The sequence below is a fragment of the Belnapia sp. AC561 genome, from assembly GCF_979252845.1.
This window is the reverse complement of record NZ_CEEDBP010000007.1, coordinates 1-19,179: the sequence shown is the minus strand read 5'-3', so window position 1 is coordinate 19,179 and position 19,179 is coordinate 1. Positions and strand designations below refer to the sequence as shown.

The 19,179-nt window shown below is 70.7% G+C and carries 18 protein-coding genes; 2 read left to right on the top strand and 16 right to left on the bottom strand.

Going from position 1 to position 19,179, the window contains the following annotated elements:
• Nucleotides 1–4: 4 nt before the first annotated feature.
• From AC0IW9_RS07805 to gpmI, 9 genes are all read right to left on the bottom strand, one after another.
• On the bottom strand, nt 5–3,049 hold the full coding sequence (locus AC0IW9_RS07805) for an AAA family ATPase (protein ID WP_471647659.1): 3,045 nt from the start codon (nt 3,047–3,049) through the stop codon (nt 5–7).
• Nucleotides 3,049–4,176: an exonuclease SbcCD subunit D gene (locus AC0IW9_RS07800; protein ID WP_471647658.1), complete on the bottom strand. Its 1,128-nt coding sequence runs from the start codon at nt 4,174–4,176 to the stop codon at nt 3,049–3,051. The genes AC0IW9_RS07805 and AC0IW9_RS07800 overlap by 1 nt, the downstream gene beginning before the upstream one ends.
• Before the next feature lie 42 nt (nt 4,177–4,218).
• Nucleotides 4,219–5,298: a M48 family metalloprotease gene (locus tag AC0IW9_RS07795; RefSeq protein ID WP_471647657.1), complete on the bottom strand. Its 1,080-nt coding sequence runs from the start codon at nt 5,296–5,298 to the stop codon at nt 4,219–4,221.
• A gap of 24 nt (nt 5,299–5,322) precedes the next feature.
• Entirely contained in the window at nt 5,323–5,880 is a 558-nt protein-coding gene (locus AC0IW9_RS07790) for a LemA family protein (protein ID WP_471647656.1), read from the bottom strand.
• A 15-nt stretch (nt 5,881–5,895) separates the two neighbouring features.
• A complete protein-coding gene (locus AC0IW9_RS07785) occupies nt 5,896–6,384 on the bottom strand; it encodes an RNA pyrophosphohydrolase (RefSeq protein WP_471647655.1) in 489 nt (162 codons plus the stop codon).
• Between the two features lie 5 nt (nt 6,385–6,389).
• Nucleotides 6,390–7,280, bottom strand: coding sequence for a divergent polysaccharide deacetylase family protein (locus AC0IW9_RS07780; protein ID WP_471647654.1), 891 nt, complete (start codon nt 7,278–7,280; stop codon nt 6,390–6,392).
• A gap of 345 nt (nt 7,281–7,625) precedes the next feature.
• Entirely contained in the window at nt 7,626–9,020 is a 1,395-nt protein-coding gene (locus tag AC0IW9_RS07775; RefSeq protein ID WP_471647653.1) for a S41 family peptidase, read from the bottom strand.
• Between the two features lie 203 nt (nt 9,021–9,223).
• Entirely contained in the window at nt 9,224–10,534 is a 1,311-nt protein-coding gene (locus AC0IW9_RS07770) for a murein hydrolase activator EnvC family protein (RefSeq protein ID WP_471647652.1), read from the bottom strand.
• Between the two features lie 68 nt (nt 10,535–10,602).
• Entirely contained in the window at nt 10,603–12,135 is a 1,533-nt protein-coding gene (gpmI, locus tag AC0IW9_RS07765) for a 2,3-bisphosphoglycerate-independent phosphoglycerate mutase (RefSeq protein ID WP_471647651.1), read from the bottom strand.
• A 109-nt stretch (nt 12,136–12,244) separates the two neighbouring features.
• Here gpmI and AC0IW9_RS07760 point away from each other — a divergent pair, with 109 nt between their 5' ends.
• Nucleotides 12,245–12,937 carry a 2OG-Fe(II) oxygenase gene (locus tag AC0IW9_RS07760; protein ID WP_471647650.1) on the top strand — a complete coding sequence of 231 codons (693 nt, stop codon included), beginning with the start codon at nt 12,245–12,247 and terminating at the stop codon, nt 12,935–12,937.
• On the opposite strand, the gene AC0IW9_RS07755 is transcribed toward AC0IW9_RS07760, so the two are convergent.
• The 7 genes from AC0IW9_RS07755 to rsfS all read right to left on the bottom strand — a co-directional run bounded on the left by AC0IW9_RS07755 (nt 12,922) and on the right by rsfS (nt 18,444).
• On the bottom strand, nt 12,922–14,229 hold the full coding sequence (locus AC0IW9_RS07755; RefSeq protein ID WP_471647649.1) for a tetratricopeptide repeat protein: 1,308 nt from the start codon (nt 14,227–14,229) through the stop codon (nt 12,922–12,924). The two genes, AC0IW9_RS07760 and AC0IW9_RS07755, sit on opposite strands and share 16 nt — an antisense overlap.
• A 4-nt stretch (nt 14,230–14,233) precedes the next feature.
• Nucleotides 14,234–15,043, bottom strand: a complete 810-nt coding sequence (locus tag AC0IW9_RS07750; RefSeq protein ID WP_471647648.1) for an SDR family NAD(P)-dependent oxidoreductase — start codon at nt 15,041–15,043, stop codon at nt 14,234–14,236.
• Nucleotides 15,044–15,092: 49 nt separating this feature from the next.
• Complete coding sequence (locus AC0IW9_RS07745; protein ID WP_471647647.1) at nt 15,093–15,773, bottom strand: alpha/beta hydrolase; 681 nt, start codon at nt 15,771–15,773, stop codon at nt 15,093–15,095.
• On the bottom strand, nt 15,770–16,696 hold the full coding sequence (locus tag AC0IW9_RS07740) for a Bug family tripartite tricarboxylate transporter substrate binding protein (protein ID WP_471647646.1): 927 nt from the start codon (nt 16,694–16,696) through the stop codon (nt 15,770–15,772). The genes AC0IW9_RS07745 and AC0IW9_RS07740 overlap by 4 nt, the downstream gene beginning before the upstream one ends.
• Nucleotides 16,697–16,787: 91 nt before the next feature.
• Complete coding sequence (locus AC0IW9_RS07735; protein ID WP_471647645.1) at nt 16,788–17,465, bottom strand: NnrU family protein; 678 nt, start codon at nt 17,463–17,465, stop codon at nt 16,788–16,790.
• Between the two features lie 11 nt (nt 17,466–17,476).
• Nucleotides 17,477–17,944 carry a 23S rRNA (pseudouridine(1915)-N(3))-methyltransferase RlmH gene (locus AC0IW9_RS07730; protein WP_471647644.1) on the bottom strand — a complete coding sequence of 156 codons (468 nt, stop codon included), beginning with the start codon at nt 17,942–17,944 and terminating at the stop codon, nt 17,477–17,479.
• Complete coding sequence (gene rsfS / locus AC0IW9_RS07725) at nt 17,941–18,444, bottom strand: ribosome silencing factor (protein WP_471647834.1); 504 nt, start codon at nt 18,442–18,444, stop codon at nt 17,941–17,943. Before rsfS ends, AC0IW9_RS07730 begins: the two co-directional genes overlap by 4 nt.
• Before the next feature lie 361 nt (nt 18,445–18,805).
• Here rsfS and AC0IW9_RS07720 point away from each other — a divergent pair.
• Nucleotides 18,806–19,179, top strand: a 374-nt coding sequence (locus AC0IW9_RS07720; RefSeq protein WP_471647643.1) for a hypothetical protein, incomplete at its 3' end; no start/stop codon positions are given.

Here is a 19,179-nt window from a genome sequence, read left to right as displayed (position 1 = left end):
CGCCTCAGCTCAGCCGGAACGCCGCGGTGCTGCCGTGGCGGCCCGGTGTGACCTCCAGCCGGGCCTGCACCCGCTCCCGCAACTCGCCGACATGGCTGATCACCCCGATCAGCCGGTCCCCGGCCTGCAGGCCTTCCAGCACGCCGATGGCGGTATCCAGCGTTTCGGCATCCAGGGTGCCGAAGCCTTCATCGATGAACAGGGTATCGAGCTGCCGGGCCCCGGCATGGGCCGCGACGGTTTCCGCAAGGCCCAGCGCCAGGGCAAGCGAGGCGCAGAAGCCTTCCCCGCCCGACAGCGTCGCGGCCGGCCGTGGCTGGGCATTCCAGCGGTCAAGGACTTCGATATCGAGCCCGGCGGCGCGACCGCGGTTTTCCCGCTCCTCGCGGCGACGGATGGCATAGCGGCCGCCCAGCATATGCTCCAGCCGGCGATTGGCGGCCGCCAGCGCTTCATCCAGCAGGCCCGAAAGGACATAGCCCTCGAAATTGAGCCCCGAGGCCGTACCGCGGCCCTCCGCCAGGTCGGCCAGGTCCTGTCGCAGCGCGAAGGCGGTGCGCGCCGCCTCCAGTGCCTTCTCCGCCATCGTAATTTCGGCCAGCAGCCTATCCCGTTCGGTCAGCGCCGCCCGAGCGGTGATAACCGCCGAGGCCGCAGCATTCCTGGCCAGCGTCGCCTGCCGGAGTGCCTCCGCAAGGCGGGGAAGATCGGGCAATACGAGGTCTTGCGCCGCGGTTGCGGCCTGCCGGGCGATGCCGCGCGCCGCTTCGAGATCCCGGTCGAAGCGCGTGATGGCTTCGGCCAGGCGGTCCTGTGCCTCGGCCGGGAGCAGCGCGGCGCGCAAGGCTGCAACATCGGTGAAGCCTGCCGCATCGCAGGCCGCCTGCAAGGCATGGGAGGCAGCCTCGTAGCGCCCTGCCGCCGCCGTAGCGCTGAGGTCTGCGGCGGCGGCAGCCTCCGCCGCATTTCGCGCGGCCTCGCCCGCTTCGGCCTGGGTTGCCCGGGCCTTGCGCAGTGCCTGCTCGATCATGCTCGCCTTGGCGATCGCCGCCGTGGCTGCTGCCTGCAAGGCCGCTGCGGAAGCGCTTTCCGCCGGCAGATGGCGGCGGCGGTCGTCGCGCCGCGCGACCGCGGCGGCGAGGGCCTGTGCCGTGGTGCCAGCGGCGAGAGCCGTCTCGGCAACCTTCCGCTCAGCCACATCCTGACCGTCCTGTGCCGCTTTCAATGCCGCTTGCAGCCTGGGCAAGGCGGCAACGGCGGCGGTGGCCTTGGTCAATGCCGCGCGCGCATCGGTTTCGGCCGCGGCCAAGGCGGCGTGATCGGGCATCGCCTCCGGGCAAACCTCCCTGGCCGCGGCATGCCGCTGTTCCGCGAGGCGAAGCGCCGTTTCCGCCTGGGCTGCCGCGTGGCGCGCCGTCTCCTGCAGGGCTTCGGTCTGGCGAGCTGCGGCTTCCAGGGCATCGAATGCCGGCAGGGGGCTGCCTTGTGGCTGGGCGGGCAAGGGATGGTGCAGGCTGCCGCAGACTGTGCAGGGCTCCCCCGGCACCAGCGCCGAGGCCAGATGCGCTGCCTGTTCATGGCGGAGCACCCGGTGTGCGGCGGCCACTCCGTCCCGGGCCGTGGTGGCCGCCTCCCGCGCCGACTGTTCCTGCCGCAGTGCCTGATCCGCGGCCGCCTTCGTATGGGAGACCGCATCGACTGCGGCGGTCAGCGCCGCCGCCGCGGCCAGGTGTCGCGCGGCTGCATCCTGGGCCAGGCGATGACGTTCCTGCTGGGCGGCAAGTGCCTGGCATTCGCCCAGTGCGGCCTCGGCCTGTGCCCTGATCTCCATCGCCGCGTTCCGTGCCGCGATGGCCTGGGCGTGTCGGGTGGCTGCATCGCCGGCGCGGTGCTGGGCCTCCTCCGCCTCGGCCGTGGCCTGTTCGGCCTCGGCGACGGCTGCAATCTTTTCCGTCAGTCGCGCAGCCTCCGTGCGGGCTGCCTGGGCTGCCAGTTCCTGTGCCGGGGCATCGGCCAGGGCGGCATCCGCCGCCGCCAGACGGGTGGCTGCGGCCAAGGCCCGGCTTCTGGCGGAGGCCACATCCTGTTGGGCGATCTGGCTAAGGCGTCGTTCCGTCTCGGTCGTCGCCAGGACGCCGCCCAGCCGGTCGGCGCGACGGGCGCTTTCCAGGGTGGCGCGGTCCCGGGCGATGCCAGGCCCCTGTCCTTCCAGGGAACGGAGGGCATCCGCCGCCTGACGCGCTTCGGCCAGGCGCAGCGCGGCATGGCGCCCCGTCTCTTCCGCTTGCCGTGCGAGAGTCTCGGCCGCCTCGGCCCTGATCTCCAGGGCCTCGGCCATGGTCAGCGCCGAGACAAAGTCAGGGCGCCTTGCCAAAGCGGAGGCTGCATCCTCGGCATCGGCCCTAGCGAGCAACCCGCGGCGTTCGGTTTCGCAGTCGCGCGCCCGATCCTTGGCGTCCTTCGCGGCCTCCTTCAGGGCGGACTGCACCCGTTCGTAGAAGGCGGTGCGGAACAGGGTCCGCAGAATGGCCTGCCGCGACTTCGCCTCGGCCACCAGCAACTCGCGGAAACGGCCCTGCGGCAGCAGCACGACCTGCCGGAACTCGGCGACATTCAGCCCGAGAATTCCATGGAGCCGGTCCGCGACCTCCGCCCGCTTCACTTCCGGCGGGCCGAGACCTGCGGCGGTTACCGGCCATAGGGTGACCGCCTCGCTCTCCGCCGTGGTGCCACCGCCGCGTTGCTTGGGGCGCAGCCAGGCGGCGCGCCGGGTGACGCGCCAGCGTTGTCCGGCCTGGACGAAATCCAGGCTGACCTCGGTCGGCATTCCTTCGGGCGCGTGTTGGCACCGGAGATGCGCGTCGCGGCCGGCCTCGCCGCTGGCCTCCCCGAACAGGGCAAAGCAGAGGGCATCCAGCAGGCTGGTCTTGCCTGCGCCGGTGGGCCCCGCGATCAGGAAGAGCCCATGCGGTCCAAGATCCGCGAAATCGAGCGTCAGCGGCGCGGCATAGGGACCGAAGGCCTGCAACCGGAGCGTCAGCGGCCGCATCAGGCATCCCCGAGTTCGGCAGCGGCGATCGCAAGCGCCGCGACGGCGCGCGCCTCGCCCGACAACGGTGCGTTGCGCATCGCCTGATGAAAATCGGCAAAGAGGTCGATGGGCCGCGTCGCCCGAGCCGCCGCGCCTGGTACCGCGATCCGGTCCGGTGCTGCCACCTCCGCCACGTAGCGAAGACCCACGATGCGTGGAAAGATCTCGGTCAGCAGTCGCTGGGCCTCCGGTACCGGACGAGGATCGGTCAGCTCCAGCGCGACATAATCTTCCCGCCCCTCAGCGGCGGCGGTGCGCAGGTCGGCGAAGCTGCCACGGATGACCCGGAGCCGCCGGTGGGGCAGCAGCGGCAATTCCTCCATCCGCATGCTGCCATCCCCGGTGAACTCGACCAGGGTCACCGATTTGGCGTGCTCCGCCTCCTCGACGGAATAGGGGAACAAGGAGCCGCTATAGCGGATGCGCCCGCCCGCCAGGCTTTGCGGCCGGTGCAGATGGCCGAGCGCGACGTAGTCGAAGCCCAGGAAGCGGCTGGCAAGCACCTGCCCGGTGCCGCCGACCGAGAGCGAGCGTTCACTATCCGGGCTTTCCGTGCCGCCGGTCACGAAGGCATGCGCCACCAGCAGCTTGGGGCCCGGTTCGCAGCACAGGCCGAGCAAAGCAGGGCACAAGGCGGCAAATCCCTGATCGTGATCGGCCACGGCTTCATAGCCCGGCAATGTGGCCAGCAGTGCCGGAGAGGCATATCCCGTGGCCACGATGGTGGCGCCGGCGATCCGCACCGCCTCCCCTGTCGCCGACTGGGCGATATGCAGCCCGGCCCCGCGCAGCAGCCGTGCGCCGAAGGACAGGCGGCGGGCATGGTCGTGATTGCCGGGGATCAACACCACCGGCACGCCGCATTCATGGATGATGCGGTGCAGGATCTCATCCAGCAGTTCCACCGCCTCGGGCGGCGGGACGAAGCGGTCGAAGACGTCACCGGCGATCAACACTGCATCCGGCCGGGTATCCCGCACCATGGGCAGCAGGCATTGGGACAGGAGCCATTCCTGGTCCGCTTGCAGGCTATGGCCCCCAAGGCTGCGGCCAAGGTGCCAGTCGGCGGTATGAAGAAAGCGCATGCGCGGACCATGCGGGGGCGACTCGGCCAGACGCAAGCCGCGCTATGGCTGGCGCCACCAGGGTGAACCAGGGATCGGGGGAGCGATCGCCGGTGCCATGACCTTCGGCGCCGGTCCTGCGGCCGGGCCACTGTCCCTGCCGCCTCCGAAGCGCACCAGTGCGGCAATCCGGTCCTCGACCGAGGGATGCGTCGCCAGCCAGGCCTTGCCCAGGGTTTCGCTGGCGCTTTGCAGCAGCATCGCCTGGAGCTGGGCCGGCAATGCCGGCATCTCGGCTTGCATGGCAACCTTGCGCAGGGCCGAGATCATCGCATCCGGGTCCTGGGTCAGTTCGACCGCGCCGGCATCGGCCAGGAATTCCCGGTTGCGGGAGAGGGCGAAGCGCAGCGCCAGGGCCAGCACCCAGGTCAGCAGCATGATCGCCAGCGCCACGAGGACCAGCAGCAGCGCGGCGCCGCCTCCGCCCTTGCCACGATTGGAGGATGAGCGGCGGGAGGAGGTGCCGCCGCCCATGCGGACCTTGGCCAGCCCGCGGCCACCACGCACCATCAACTCGCCCGGCAGCGACACCACGCCGGCGAAGACCGCAGCGACGACGGCCAGTCGGGCATCCCCATTGCGGATATGCGTGAGCTCATGCGCCAGGACCGCCGCCAATTCGCGGTCGTTCAACGCCTCCAGCAGTCCGCGCGTCACCGTCACCGCGCCCGTGTCGCGGGACAGGCCGGATGCGAAGGCATTGCGGGCCGGAGTCTCGATGACCGCGAGTCGCGGCATGCCCAATCCGCGGCTGATGCAGAGGGTTTCCAAGCTATTCCACAGCCGCGGTTCCTCGGCCCGGGTGACGGCGCGGGCGCCGCTCAGCGCATCCAGGATGCGCTGGTTGGCGACCCAGGCGATGCCGAACCAAAGCAGGGTGAGGCCGGGCACGATCGGCAGGACCACGGGCAGGATTCCGGCTGCGTCCCGCAAGCCCTGGCTGAAGCTTCGGGCCTCACCGGCGACGACCAGAAGGCCGATGGCGTAGCCGATCATCCCGATCAGCAGGGGGAAGCCGGCCAGCAGCAGCCCGGTCTTCCAGCCATTGTTCCAGATCCAGGTCTTCAGGCCGAAGGCGCGCATGCGGATTCAGCCCGTCGGGGTGGCTCAGAATTTCACCTGGGGCGGGGCGGCGATGGCGACACGCTCCGTCTCCGTCACCTCGAAGAAGCGGCTGGGCAGGAAGCCGAGTGCGCCGGCAAACAGCACGGCCGGGATCTGCTGGATGGCGCTGTTGTACTCGGCAGTGGCGTTGTTGAAGAAGCGGCGGGCTGCAGCGATCTTGTTCTCAACATCGCCCAGCTCGCCCTGAAGCTGAAGGAAGTTCTGGTTGGCCTTGAGGTCGGGATAGGCCTCGGACAATGCCAGCAGGCGGCCCAACGCGGCACCGAGCGCGCCTTCCGCCGCGGCTGCCTGGTCCGGCCCCTTGGCGCCGAGGGCCTGGCTTCGCGCCTGGACCACGGCCTCCAGCGTGCCGCGTTCATGCGCCGCATACCCCTTCACCGTTTCCACCAGGTTGGGGATGAGGTCATGCCGCTGCTTGAGCTGGACATCGACATCCGACCAGGCCTGTCCGGTGGTCTGGCGCAGCGCCACCAGCCGGTTGTAGACGATGACCAGCCAGAACAGCAGCAGCGCGATGACGCCGAGGATGATCCAGGCCATGCGGGTCTTTCCGGATTACGGCGTGGCGAAGCGGGCGAAGTCTCGCGCAAGTATGGTGTAGATCGCCAGCTTGAACGGCACCGCAAGGGACGGCAAATCGGCCAGGGGTACCCAGCGCCAGGCATCGAATTCCGGGTGGGGGTCGAGGTCGAGCCGGATATCGGCATCGGTACCGAGAAAGCGCAGGGCGAACCATTTCTGCCTCTGGCCGCGGAATTTGCCGCCCAGGGCCTTGCCCAGCAATGCGGGCGGCAGGTCATAGGTCAACCAATCCGGATGCTCGGCCATGATCTCGGCGCGGGCGGTGCCGACCTCTTCCTCCAACTCCCGGAAGACGGCGACGCTGGGATCCTCGCCCGGGTCCATCCCGCCTTGGGGAAGCTGCCAGCCGCCCGGGGCACCCTCGGCATTCGGCAAATCGGCACGACGGGCCACCAGCACCAGGCCGGCCGGGTTGAACACCACGGCGCCGACATTGTCTCGATACGGCAGATCCATCGGCATGACCTTCAATTGGCGCGGGTGCGGAACGGGGCGGGCATCTGCTCGCCGGTTTCGGGACGGCGTATCAGGGCGCTGACCGGTGCGAGCACAAGGCCACGGCTGTCCACGCTTCCGGCCCAGGCGGCAGCGCGATCGATCAGCACGGGGGAAGCTTCGCCGGCATAGCCGAGTGCCGAGCCGCTTTCCCTGGCCAGCCGTTCCAGCGCCGCCAGCTTGATCTCGATCTCGCTGCGGGTCGCCGGCTCATCCACCACGAGGTCGATGGTGCGACCCCAGGCCCGCTGCGGGCCACGTGCCCCAGGGCGCGGGTCCACATAGAGCAAGCCCCGGCTGCGCAAGGCGTCCTGCACTGCCCCCAGCCTTTCGCCGAGGGCGGCAAAACGTTCTCCACGCATCGGTCCGAGTGCGCCGATAGCGCCGACATAGCCGGTGAAGCGGGATAGCAGCCAAGCCAGGCGGTCGTCGTTCTCCGCGCCGGGCAGCCCGGTGAGCAGGGCCCGGTCTCCGGGATTGTTGAGGGGGTAGCCGGTCGGCTCCAGCGGCAGGGCGACCAGGGTTTCCATGCCCCGGCCCCGCGCCTGATCCAGCAGCAGGGCAATATGCGGGGCATAGGGGCTGAACGCGAGGGTAACCGGGCCCGGCAGCCGGCGGATGGCTTCCTCGGTCAGCGCCGCATTCATCCCGAGGCCACCGATGATGAGGCCGACCCTGGGTCGGACATCCTGGCGATCGAACCCGCGGCCATAGGTACGGATGGGGGTCCTGCCATCCGGTGCGATGCGCGGTAGCGGCCCATGGGCACCGGCTTCCATCAAGCCGGGATCGGCTGGGGGAATGACGCGGCCGGGCTGAGCCGCGGTGCGGACCACGGCTTCCCGCACCATCGCTTCGGTCAAGGGGGGTGGCTCGGGCGCCGCCGGCGGTGATGTCGGGCCGGTTGGCGAGACCGTGGCAGCCGATACGGAAGCGGGCTGCGGCGGGTCCGGCGGTGTCATGGCTTCCGCGGCGCCTGTCGGCTCAGCGGGTGGGGCCATTGCCGCTGTCGGCGCATCCTCTCTCGGTGACGGAAGCGGACCGAGCCACGCCAGGGTCGCCACGCCACCGCTGCAGAGGATCAGCACGACTGCCCAGCAGGCAAAGAGTGCCTTCCAGCCCCGCGACAGGGCTGGGCGTGGCGCTGGCAAACCACTGGGGGCCTGCGCCCGTGCCATCACCGTTCCGTCACGGCGCTGGCTGGGCGATCAGCGCGCCGCGGCGCGGCGGCCCGGGGCCTGGGCTGCCGCCAGATTGCGCAGCAGAGTCGTAGCCTGCTGCAACTGGAAGTCGGTTTCCGGCTTCGTCGGATCGAAAGCGGGTGCACCCTCGGGCGGCAGGCGAGTGACTTTCTCGACCAGCCCGGCCGGGAGTTGCAGCGGCGGGATGGCGGCGCCGGCCGGCTGCTGCACGCCACCTTCGTTGCGCAAGGCACGACGGAGGTCGGCCTCACGCTCGCGGGGGATGGTCGCGGTGGCTTCCTGGCGCTGGGCCAGCACTTCGATGTCCGGCTCGATCCCCGTGCCCTGGATGGAGCGGCCGGAGGGCGTGTAGTAGCGCGCTGTGGTCAGCCGGATGGCGCCCTGGCCCGGAATGGGCATGACGGTCTGCACGCTGCCCTTGCCGAAGGATTTCACGCCGAGGACGATTGCCCGGCGGTGATCCTGCAACGCGCCAGCCACGATCTCGGACGCCGAGGCGCTGCCGCCATTGATCAGCACCACCACGGGCAGGCCCTGGGCGATATCGCCGGCCTTGGCATTCCAGCGCTGGGCATCCTCGACCCGCCGCGCCCGCGTCGAGACGATCTCGCCCTGTTCAAGGAAGTCGTCCGAAACCTGCACCGCCTGATCGAGCAAGCCGCCCGGATTGTTGCGCAGATCCAGTACGATGCCCTTCAGATTGGCCCCGGCCTGCTGCCGCAGGGCGGTGATCGCCCGGCGCAGGCCGACATCGGTCTGCTCGTTGAAGGAGGTGAGCCGGACATAACCGATATCCGTCCCCTCCAGCCGCGAACGAACCACCTGCGGACGGATCACCTCCCGCGTCAGGGACAGCTCGATCGGCCGGTCGGCACCTTCGCGCCGGATGGTGATCTTGATGGCGGTACCGCGCTCGCCCCGCATCTGCTCGACCGCTTCCTGCAGGGTCAGGCCCTGCACCGAGTTGCCGTTGAGATGGGTGATCAGGTCGCCGGCCTTGACGCCTGCCCGAGCGGCGGGGGTCTCGTCGATCGGGGAGATGACCTTGATATAGCCATTCTCCTGCGTCACCTCGATCCCGAGGCCGCCGAACTCGCCGCGCGTCTGCACCTGCATGTCGCGGTAGCTACGCTGGTTCAGGTAGCTGCTATGGGGGTCGAGGCCGGTAAGCATGCCATTGATGGCATTCTCGACTGCATCGCGGTCGTTGATCGGCTCGACATATTCGGCACGCACCCGTTCGAAGACGTCACCGAACAGATTCAGCAGCCGATAGGTCTCCGCCCGACCACCATCCTGAGCCCAGGCCTTCACCATGGGGGAGGTGACCATCGGTCCGAGAAAGATGCCCGCGGCGAATGCCCCGGCCACCGTCGCCACCGTCCGAACACTGCCCTTCATGCGGCCACCCGTATCCCTTGAGCCTAGGCGTTTAAGAAATACCCATCACGCGAACAGACGATTCTCGACCAGAAGGGCCCATGGGGCCATCACCCGGCATGTTAGCCTGAACTCCGGCCGGAGGGCAGGGCCAGTATGTTAAGCCGCGGTATCCTGAGCACGGCCCGCTCAGCAGCACGGTCGTCAGCCCTAACGCCGACGCCTTAACCTCCACCCAAGAAGCCCCGTGGATCCACGGCCCGGCCGTTACGTCGCAATTCCAGGTACAGCGGTGCGGTCCCGCCAAGCTGGCCAACCGGTTCCCCTGCCAGCAAGCGCTGGCCTGGGGCCGTATCCAATCGGTCGAGCCCAGCCAGTACGAAATGGTACCCCTCGCCGCAATCGACAATCAACAACTGGCCGAAGCTTCGAAATGGCGCGGCGAAAACCGCCTTTCCGCCGCAAGGGCTGACAACCCGCGCACCCGCCTGAGCCTGGAAGGTCAAGCCGCGCGACGTCCCGCCTTCCCCGGACGATCCGAATTCCCGGATGACCTGGCCCGCGACCGGCATGGCGCGGCCGCCAGTCGTCCTGGGCGCCGGGTCGGGACTGCGCGTGGAGGCTGCATCCACGTCAGCCTGGCGGCGTGATCGTGCGGCGGCCTGGGATTGGGCCTGAGCCTGAGCCTGAGCCTGGGACCGCGACTGGGCCCGCGCCTCCGCCCTCTCCTTGGCCCGGGCCTCGGCGGCTTCCCGTGCGGCCTGACGGGCCTCCTCCTGCCGAAGCCGGGCAAGGGCGCCTTCCAGGCTGGTAGCACGGGCTGCGGTCGCGGCGGCACGGCGGCTTGCTTCCACCTCCGCGTCCTTGGTGCTGGCCCTGCGGTCCTGTGCCGCCAGCAGCTCCGCCTCAAGCGCTGCCGCGGCGGCCCGGGCGTTGGCCTCTGCCTCACGCAATGCACTGGCCTGGCTGGCGGCGACGCCGGCGCGCTGCCTGGCCTCGGCCTCGGCCGCCCGCAGCGCCCCGGCTTCCGCTGCCAGTTGGCGGGAGAGACCCTGGAGCACCAGCAGACCCCGCAATGTCTCCTCCGGCGGTCCGGGCACTGCCAGGAGCGATTCCGCCGGCCAGAGGCCCAGGCGCAGCATCAGCGGCAGCATCGGCGCAAGCATGGCGGCACGGTCGCGGCCCTGCGCACGAGCGGCTTCGGCCGCGGCGTTGGCGGCGCCGCTTTGTCGCTCGGCCTCAGTAACCCTCTGGTCTGCCGCTTGAGCACGACGAGCTGCCTCGACCCGGCGTTCGGCCAGACGTCGCTCCTCGGCGGCCGCATTGCGTGCAGCCCGGGCCGCGGCCTCGGCCGCTTCGCGCTCTGCCTGGGCCGCACGCTGGGCGGCCTGGACTGCCTGTGGTGTCGGGGCTTGGGCCGGGACAGGGGCAGCGCTGATCATCGCCAGGGCCACCGCAACGGAAACCATGCCGAACCCGCCGTGGGCGGGTCGGATCGGGCGACGCAATGCTGCAGGCGGCGCGGGCGGCTTCAAGACGGGTCCGAGGTAGCACGGCGGCGGGGCGCCGCGCGAGCGGTGCGGCGCCCCGCCTTGCCTCTGATCTAGCTTGTCCGCAGCAGCGAAACCCCGGTCATCGCCGCCGGCTGCGGCTGGCCCATCAGCGCGAGCAGGGTCGGCGCCACATCAGCCAGGCGTCCATCTGCCAGCCTTGCCCCGGCCGGCCCACCGACCAGCAGGACCGGCACCGGATTGGTGGTATGCGCGGTATGCGGCCCGCCGGTCGTCGGGTCCTTCATCAACTCGCAATTGCCGTGGTCGGCAGTGACCAAAAGTGCGCCGCCCTGGGCCTTTACCGCAGCGACGATCCTGCCGAGCGCCGTATCCACCGTCTCCACCGCCTTGATCGCCGCCGGCAGGCTGCCGGTATGGCCGACCATGTCGGGATTGGCGAAGTTCAGCACCACGAGGTCATAGGTGCCGGTGCCGATGGCCGTGACCACCTTCTCGCACAGCTCCGGCGCCGACATCTCCGGCTGCAAGTCATAGGTGGCGACCTTGGGGGAGGGGACCATGATGCGGTCCTCGCCGGGGAAGGGCTGCTCGATCCCGCCGTTCAGGAAGAAGGTGACATGCGGGTATTTCTCGGTCTCCGCCGCATGCAGCTGCTTCAGCCCGGCACGGGCGACGACCTCGGCCAGCAGGTCCTGCATGGATTGCTGGGCAAACAGGGTGCCGAGGAAGCCGTTCAGGCTGGTGGAATATTCCGTCATGCCGGCCGCGGCGGCGAAACGCGGCACCCGGGGCCGCTCGAAGCCGCTGAAGCCTGGGTCCACCAGGGCATCCAGGATCTCCCGCACCCGGTCGGCGCGGAAGTTGAAGCTCAGCAGCCCGTCGCCGTCCCGCATGCCGGCATAGCCGCCGATGATGCTGGCGGGGACGAATTCATCCGTGACCTTCTTCGCATGGGCCGCGGCGACCGCTGCGGCGGCCGAGGCGGCCGGGGTGCCCTCGGCCAGGACCATCGCACGCCAGGCCTGGCTGACGCGGTCCCAGCGATGGTCGCGGTCCATGGCGAAGTAGCGGCCGGTGACGGTTGCGATGTGCACGCCGGGGAAGCCGGCGATATCCGCCTCCAGCGTCGCCAGATAGCCGGGTGCGGCTTCGGGCGGGGTATCGCGCCCATCGGTGAAGGCATGGATCGCCACCGGGATACCCGCCTTGGACAGCACGCCGGCCAGGGCCGCCGCATGGCGCTGGTGGCTATGCACGCCGCCTGGCGAAACCAGGCCCAGCAGATGGCAGGTGCCGCCCGAGGCCTTCAGTGCGGTAATCAGCGCGACCAGCGCCGGCATGGCGGCGATGGAGCCGTCGGCCACCGCCGTATCGATCCGGGGCAGGTCCTGCATCACGACCCGGCCGGCGCCCAGGTTCAGGTGGCCAACCTCCGAATTGCCCATCTGCCCGTCCGGCAGGCCCACGTCGCGGCCCGAGGTGCGCAGGAAGGCATGTGGCCCCCCCGCCCATAGCACGTCGAAATTGGGCGTCTTCGCCTGACGCACGGCATTATCCGCCACCTCCTCGCGCCAGCCCCAGCCATCGAGGATGCAGAGCATGACGGGGCGGGGTGCGGGCATGGGAAACCTCCGGTCTGGCCTGCGGGCCTTAACGCCGCCGCCATGCCGGCGCAACCGGCGGCAGGCGGGCGAGGCCGATCACGGTCATGGGGGAAGGACGGAGGGCGACATGCAACAGGCGATCGATTGGGACAGCGTGGCCGCTGAGCTCGATGCGCAGGGCGTGGCCCGGCTGGGGCCGGTCTTCACTCCGGCGGAATGCCAGGCGCTGATCGAGTTATACGAGGCGCCGGGGCTGTTCCGCAGCCGGGTCGTCATGGCGCGGCATGGCTATGGTAGGGGCGAATATCAGTATTTCGCCCAGCCGCTGCCCGATCCGGTGCAGGCCCTGCGCAGCACGCTCTATCCGCGGCTGGCGCCGGTCGCGAACCGTTGGAACGAGGCGATGGGGCTGGCGGCGCGCTATCCGGCGGACCATGCCGAATTCCTGGACCGTTGCCATGCGGCGGGTCAGGTGAAGCCGACGCCGCTGCTGCTGCGCTATGGTCCCGGCGACTACAACTGCCTGCACCAGGACCTGTATGGGGAGCATGTCTTTCCCCTGCAGGCCGTCGTGCTGCTCTCGGCACCCGGTGCGGACTTCACCGGCGGCGAATTCGTCCTGACCGAACAGCGCCCGCGCATGCAGTCCCGCGCCGAGGTGGTGCCACTGACCCAGGGTGAGGCCGCGGTCTTCGCCGTGGCGCAACGTCCGGTCCGCGGCGGCCGGGGCAGCTACCGGGTGGTGATGCGCCACGGTGTCAGCCGGCTACGCAGCGGGCAGCGGCATACGCTCGGCATCATCTTTCACGATGCGGCTTGATGCAGCCCGGCGACCGGCGCGGGTGCCGGTCCGGGTCGTCTTGCCGCCAGCAGACCCGGCAGCGCTTCCAGCCGGCCTGCCTCGACCGTGGCACGCAGCAGGGTGAATTCCACCAGGTCCATCTGTGCTCGGCTGCCGCCGATCCGGTCCCGTTCCGCCACCACCGGCGCCATGGCTTCGATCGCCCCGGCATAATCCTGACGGGCAAAGGCGGCGAAGCCCGCAGCCAGCGACGGCAGCACCGTGCCGGAGGGGTAGCGGCCGGCACGCTCCAGCGCCTCGACCTGCGCAACCCAGGCCGCCAGCGCCGCGCCATCCCCGGCGACGGCCTCCGCCAGCGCGACATGCAGGTCGGCGAAGGCCATTCCCGGCTTCGGGAACATCGCCCGGGCGAAGCGATGGATTGCCTCCCAGCCGGCGGCATCGCGTGGATTGCCCGCCATCTCCCAGCGCCAGAGGAAGGAGACCGCATCGGTCAGCTTCAGCCGGGCCGGCCCGGTATGGCTTGCCGGCCCGCAGGCCTCGATGAACAGCCGCCAGGCCGCATCGGCATCGCCGGCCTCGATTTCACCCAGCGCCAGATGCCAGGAGAGGTGTCCATGCAGCGACCCGGCACCGGGGTAGCCTGGCAGCCAGCCGCGCAGGAAGCGGCGGCCGGCATCGGTTTCGCCGCCCTCGTAGCAGACATGCGCCAGGGCATGGGCACCCCAGGCATTGTCGGGCCTCGCTGCAAGGGACCGCTCGATCCGCGGACGCGCCGCGGCACCCTGTCCGGCCTCCGACAGCGCCATGCCGTGCATGGCGCCGAACCACCAGTCGTCGCCGTAATGCGGCGCCAACCCGTCCATCAGCCCGACAAGGTAATCGTGCCGATCGGCGCGGCCGCTGCTGCCGATCAGTCCATTCGGGGTGATGGCGGTGACCAATACCGTCGCATCGCGCGGGTAATCCGCCATATGGCCCGGCAGGGCGGCCAGCGCCGCCTCCGCCTGGCCGTTCAGGAACAAGGAGAGGTAGCCGATGTGCCGGGCCTCGCGCTCGGGCAGGCCTGGGGCCAGGGCCTCGGCCGCGGCGAGGGACCGCTTCGCCCCGGCCGCGTCGCCATCCCGCAGCGCCGCATGGGCGCGGGCGGCATGGGCCAGGGCGAAGCCCGGGTCGGCGGCGATGGCGCGGTCATAGGCCTCGGCCGCGCCAGGCCAATGCGTCAGCAACAGGTCGTTGCCCGCGTCATAGGCCGCGGCCGCGGCCGCCGAACCGGTCGAGAGGCCATGGCCGTAGCGGTCCTGCTGCATGGCGTCAGCCCAGCCCGCTCGGCAGCGCCGCGATGGCCGTGGCGCCGGCATCGACCGGCACGATGGCCCCGGTCATCCAGCGGGAATTGCCGCCGCAGAGGAAGGCGACGGCTGCGCCGATGTCCCAGCCGCTGCCCTCGACCTGCAGGATGCTGCGCTTGCGCCGCGCCTCGCGCTTTTCCGGTGTCATGTTATTGGCCTGAACCATCGGGGTATAGACCATGCCGGGGCAGACGCAGTTCACCCGGATGCCATCCTTGGCGTGATGCACCGCCATCGCCCGCGTCATGTTCACCACCGCACCCTTGCTGGTCGGATACAGCAGGGATGGATGGCCGCCCTTCAGCCCGGCGACCGAGCCGATGTTGACGATGGCGCCGCCGCCGGCCTTGCGCATCTCCGGTACCGCATATTTCGCCATGAGCATCATCGAGGTCACGTTCACCAGCAGTCCTTGCGCCCATTCTGCCGGATCAACCTCCTCCGCGGTGCCCTGGGCGCCGCTGATCCCGACGTTGTTCACCAGCGCGTCGAGCCGCCCCCAACGTTCCACGCCGGCTGCGACGATGCGGCGGCAATCCTCTGGCTTGGTCACGTCAGCCGCGACGGTGATCGCCTCGCCACCCTCCGCCTCGATCATCCGCCGGGTATCCTCGGCCCATTCGGCGACGGCATCGGCCAGCACCAGTTTCGCCCCGGCACGGGCCAGCAGAATGGCGGCGGCGCGGCCATTGCCGACACCTTCCCCGGGGCGGGAGCCGGCGCCGGTGACGATGGCGACCTTGCCGGCCAGGTTCTGGGTAATGGTGTCCATGACGTTTCCCCTTTGCTTGCCGGGGATGCTGGCACCCGCAGCCGACAGGTCAAGCCGCGTTCAGGAAGCCCAGCGCCGCCTGCGCGATGGCGGGCGGCAGCTCGTGCCGGCCCGGGAATTCCAGGTACTGCACCGGGTAGCCCGCGCGCTGCAGCTTCGGCACCAGCCGGCGGCTGCAATGGTCGATGGACAGGATCTCATCCTCCGTCCCGTGGCTGATGAAGGCGCGCGGCTTGCCCTCCAGCCGCATCGGCGCGGCGAAGCCGGGCGAGAAGGCCAGGGCATGGCTGAACAGCGCACCGTTCATCATGGCGACCGAGAGCGCATAGGAGGCCCCGTCGGAGAAGCCGGCAACGGCGAGCCGCGCCGGGTCGACTGGCCAAGCCGCTAGGATGCGCGCCAGCACGGCGTCCAGCCGCAGGATATCCGGCCCGTAGCCGCCCTCCAGCACGTCCCAGGTCGCGCCGAGGCTTTCCGGCAGCACGACCAGCGCCGCATCGGCGATGGGCAGGATGCGGCGCAGCGCCTTCTCCGCCCCGCTGCCATAGCCATGCAGCATGACGACCAGCGGCAAGGGCCCGTCGATCGGCGGCGGCACGCGCAGCAGCCCATCGCGTTCACCGCCCATCCCGAGCGGATGCAGCCCCGCCGCCAAGGGCCAAGCCGTCGGCGCATAGGGGCGTGGCCGGGCGGTAATCCGGCCCGCTTCCGGACCATCGATCTCGGTCATTCGAGCCGGGCCCCGGAACGCTCGACGATGGCCCGCCAGCGCGGCACCTCGGCGGCGATGAAGTCCTGGAAGGCCTCGCCCCGCAGCCCGTCCAGCGGCTGCCGGCCATTGGCGGCGAAGGCCTCACGCAGCGCCGGGTCCGCCATCACCTGTGCGACGCCATCGGCCAGCCGCGCCAGGATGGCGGACGGCGTTCGTGCCGGCGCAAACATCCCGGCCCAGGATCCGCTATCGGCACCGCCGACGCCGGCCTCGCGCAGGGTCGGCACCTCGGGGACCATCGGCACCCGCGCCGCGGCGGTTACCGCCAGCCCCCGCAACCGGCCGGCATTGATCAGCGGCGCGGTGGTGACCGGGTTGTCGAACATGATGTCGACGGTGCCGGAGACCAGGTCGTTCAGCGCCTTGGCGGCACCCTGGTAGGGCACATGGGTGAAGCGCACGCCGGTGACGGACTGGAAGACCTCGCCCGACAGATGCGTGCTGGTGCCGACGCCGGTGGAGGCGACGGTGATCCCGCCCGGGGCGCGCCGCGCCGCGGCGATCAGCCCCGCGACATCCTGCCAGGGCCGTCCAGGGTGGGAGACCAGCAGGTTCGGCGTCGCGGCCAGCGCATGAATGGCGGCGAAATCCTTCAGCGGGTCGTAGCGCAGGCTGGGATAGAGGGCGAGGTTCGCCGCCTGGGTGCCCTGTGTGCCATAGAGCAGCGTATGGCCATCGGGTGCCGCCCGGGCAACGTATTCGGCGCCGACGCTGCCCGCGGCCCCGGCCCGGTTCTCGATGATGATCGGTTGGCCAAGCATTGGCTGCAGCCCCTGGGCGACCAGCCGGGCGGTATTGTCGGTGATGCCGCCGGGCGGGAAGGGTACGACCCAGGTGATGGGGCGTGCGGGCCAGACCTGGGCGCGAGCCAAACCTGGCATGGCCAGACCCGAAGTGGCCAGGAACATCCTGCGGGACAGTTGCGGCATGGTTTCCTCCCACCGCCGAGCCTGCCCCGCACGGCGGCCGCTGTCACCCGAGGATGAGGGGCGACACTCCGAAGAAGCGGGAATGGAAGTGCAGCATCGCCGCCCAGGCCAGCAGCCCCGCGACCGGCGGCACCCAGCCGATCTCGCTCAGCACGAGCCGGTTGCGGCCGGCGGCGATGGCGCCGAAGGGCAGGATGGAGGTGGCGGCGACGAGCTTCGCCCAATCCGCCGGGGCGCGCTTGGCCAGCTTGGCATCGATGCTCGGCATGCCGGCCAGGGCGGTGACCAGGAAGGCGCCGAAGAAGACCAGCGCGGCGCTATCGCCGTTGCCGATCGCATGCACCGCCGCCCAGAGCGTGAAGGACCACAGCATCGGGTGGCGGGTGACGCGCTGGATACCGGTCGCCTCGGCGCCAATCAGCTTCTCGCCGCCCGCCGCGGTCGGGTTGCGGCGGAAGGAGGCGACGAACAGCACGAAGGCCGGCAGCATCACCAGCGCCAAAATCCAGCGAAGCCAGGCGGGGGCGAACCATAGGGGCGTGGTCTCCGCCGCCTGCCAGGTCCGGACCAGGAAGGCGATGGCGGCGACCGAGAGCAGCGAATAGCCGATGCGGAAGCCGGCTTCCCCGGTACGGGCGACGATGGCGCCGCGCACCGCGGTGCCGGCGATGCCGACATGTGCGCCGACCCAGACCAATGCCGCGGTCATCAACAGGCCCATCACTGTTTCCCTCAAGGTCGCCAGGCCCGATGATAGGGATGTCCGCCGCGGATTGCCTGCACCCGATACCACTGTTCGGCCAGCAATCCGCGCACCAGGAAATGCGGCCAGGTCAACGGGCCGAGCGAGAGCCGGTGCTCGGCGCGGTCCAGCACGGAGGGATCGAGGCCTTCCGCGCCACCGATGAGGAAGCACAGCGGTCGCCCCGTGGCTTCCCAGCGCTCGGCCAGGCTGGCCAGCGCCTCGCTGGTCGGCGCCGTGCCGCCGAGGTCCATGGCGACGACAAAGCCGCCGTCCGGCAGGGCGGCCAGCAGCGCGGCCCCCTCGCGCCGGCGGATCTCGCCGGCGCTGCCACGGGCCTCGGGGATTTCCGTCACCGCGAAGGGTGGGCGGAGGCGGGCATTGTGCTGTTCGAACAAGGCCGCCTCCGGCCCGGACTTCAGCCGGCCGACGGCAATCAGCCGCGGCGCCCGGCTCACTCGGGTCGCGCGTCCCCGTCCATCAGGGTTGCATCATCCCCCTCGGCGGGGCCACCGGGGGGGCTTTCCGGCCCCCACATGCGCTCCAGCGCATAGAGCGCCCGCGCCTCGGCCTTGAACAGGTGGATGATCATGTCGCCGCAGTCGATCAGCACCCAGTCGTCCGAGGCCTGGATCGCATCCCGCCGCAGCTTCATGCCGACCTTCTCCAGCGCATCCTCCAGATGGTTCGCCATGGCCTGGATCTGCCGGTCGACGAAGCCGGTGGCGATCACCAGCCGGTCCGCGTAGCTGGCCCGGTCGGTGACGTCGAGGACGACGATATCCTCGGCCTTGTCATCCTCGAGGCTGGTGCGGGCGGCATTGACCAATTGCTCCAGCCGGTCCGGCGTGACCTTCGGCTTGGCACGGCTGCGCTTCGCGGGCTTGTCCGCATCCGGCCCGGCGACCGCCTGCGCCTTGGAGATGACCGGCCGCGGCGGCCCGTCATCCTGCGGCACCGGCTTCGGTGGCACGCCGACGCGGCGCCGGATGATCTTCGCCTCCGGCACCGGGGCGGCGGCGGCACGGCGATTGGGCGAGGTCTTGGCGGTGGCGCGGCCAAGGGTCTTCGGCTTCACCGCCGATGCGGCACGGACGCGGGGCGAGTCCTCGGACCGGTCGCGTGACGGCGGGCGGGTGCTGGTGCGCGAGCGGGCGACGGGCTCGGCGGTGCGCCGGGTGCGGGGCGCCTCCTCGTCCTGGGGGCGGGCCACCGGGCGTGGGCTGCGGCTGCGGGGTGCCGGGTCGTCCCGGTCACGCGCCGGTGGGCGGGTGCTGCGGCTGCGAGGTGCAGTTTCTTCCCGGACCGGGGGGCGTGGGGTGCGACTGCGCGGCGCGGCCTCGTCCCTGGCCGGCGCGCGGGTGCTGCGGCCGCGCGGTGCAGCCTCCTCCCGCTCCGAGGGGCGGGGACTGCGGCTGCGCGGTGCGGCTTCGTCCCGGAATGCGGGGCGGACACTGCGGCCGCGCGGTGCCGCCTCCTCCCGCTCCGAGGAACGTGGGCTGCGGCTGCGTGGCGCCGCGTCGTCCCGAGGTGCCGGGCGCGTGCTCCGGCTACGGGGCGCGGCCTCGCCCCGCTCGGCCGGACGCGCAGTACGGCTGCGTGGCGCCTCATCCCGGTCGCGCGGTGCCGCGCGGCTGGGGGCCGGACGGGTGCTGGCTCGGGTGTCCGGACGCTCCGCCGCGCGGGGGCGGGC

Excerpts from the sequence above, each read along its gene's own strand:
- AC0IW9_RS07750 (WP_471647648.1), bottom strand. The coding sequence starts at position 15,043 with ATGGACACCATTACCCAGAACCTGGCCGGCAAGGTCGCCATCGTCACC.
- gpmI (WP_471647651.1), bottom strand. The coding sequence starts at position 12,135 with ATGCCCGCACCCCGCCCCGTCATGCTCTGCATCCTCGATGGCTGGGGC.
- AC0IW9_RS07740 (WP_471647646.1), bottom strand. The coding sequence starts at position 16,696 with ATGCCAGGTTTGGCTCGCGCCCAGGTCTGGCCCGCACGCCCCATCACC.
- AC0IW9_RS07800 (WP_471647658.1), bottom strand. The coding sequence starts at position 4,176 with ATGCGCTTTCTTCATACCGCCGACTGGCACCTTGGCCGCAGCCTTGGG.
- AC0IW9_RS07745 (WP_471647647.1), bottom strand. The coding sequence starts at position 15,773 with ATGACCGAGATCGATGGTCCGGAAGCGGGCCGGATTACCGCCCGGCCA.
- AC0IW9_RS07785 (WP_471647655.1), bottom strand. The coding sequence starts at position 6,384 with ATGCCGATGGATCTGCCGTATCGAGACAATGTCGGCGCCGTGGTGTTC.
- AC0IW9_RS07775 (WP_471647653.1), bottom strand. The coding sequence starts at position 9,020 with ATGAAGGGCAGTGTTCGGACGGTGGCGACGGTGGCCGGGGCATTCGCC.
- AC0IW9_RS07790 (WP_471647656.1), bottom strand. The coding sequence starts at position 5,880 with ATGGCCTGGATCATCCTCGGCGTCATCGCGCTGCTGCTGTTCTGGCTG.
- AC0IW9_RS07805 (WP_471647659.1), bottom strand. The coding sequence starts at position 3,049 with ATGCGGCCGCTGACGCTCCGGTTGCAGGCCTTCGGTCCCTATGCCGCG.
- AC0IW9_RS07755 (WP_471647649.1), bottom strand. The coding sequence starts at position 14,229 with ATGCAGCAGGACCGCTACGGCCATGGCCTCTCGACCGGTTCGGCGGCC.
- AC0IW9_RS07735 (WP_471647645.1), bottom strand. The coding sequence starts at position 17,465 with ATGGGCCTGTTGATGACCGCGGCATTGGTCTGGGTCGGCGCACATGTC.
- AC0IW9_RS07760 (WP_471647650.1), top strand. The coding sequence starts at position 12,245 with ATGCAACAGGCGATCGATTGGGACAGCGTGGCCGCTGAGCTCGATGCG.
- AC0IW9_RS07795 (WP_471647657.1), bottom strand. The coding sequence starts at position 5,298 with ATGCGCGCCTTCGGCCTGAAGACCTGGATCTGGAACAATGGCTGGAAG.